Source organism: Corallococcus interemptor (assembly GCF_003668875.1).
In the GTDB taxonomy this organism is placed as follows: domain Bacteria; phylum Myxococcota; class Myxococcia; order Myxococcales; family Myxococcaceae; genus Corallococcus; species Corallococcus interemptor.
This window is the reverse complement of the sequence record NZ_RAWM01000441.1, coordinates 1-389: the sequence shown is the minus strand read 5'-3', so window position 1 is coordinate 389 and position 389 is coordinate 1. Positions and strand designations below refer to the sequence as shown.

The 389-nt window shown below is 55.3% G+C and carries 1 protein-coding gene; it reads left to right on the top strand.

Annotated features, from left to right (window positions below; translation table 11 throughout):
- A partial coding sequence (locus D7X96_RS40700; protein WP_208647477.1) for a hypothetical protein occupies nt 1-202 on the top strand: 202 nt, incomplete at its 5' end.
- Nucleotides 203-389 lie beyond the last annotated feature (187 nt).

The window sequence follows — 389 nt, the reverse complement described above, 5'->3', positions numbered from 1 at the left end:
ATACATGAGAGATCCAAACAGCGCAGCAAAGGAAACGAAGAACACGGCAGCGAGAGGCGGAGAGACGCCGACTGCGCCGGAAGCAGGAGCCGGAGCTGGTGCGTCGGCGGCGAAGGAGCCTCCGATGAGGGAGAAGGAGATCATGACCGCCATTAGGGAGATGGCGAAGGCTCTGGTGCTGAAATCTGCCATTGTGTTTTGAGAGCTCCGGGTTTTCTCTTGGGATTGCAGAGAAGGCAAGAAGGAGAGAGAGAGAGATAGAGAGACTGAGGTTTTCTGAAAGAAACGAAGGAGGGGAATATATAAAAGAAGAGAAGCTCGGGCAGGACGGGTAGCTGCCCGTGTCGACAGGCTGGCAATTAGCGACTGAACAGTTGGCGTTTGCGGGC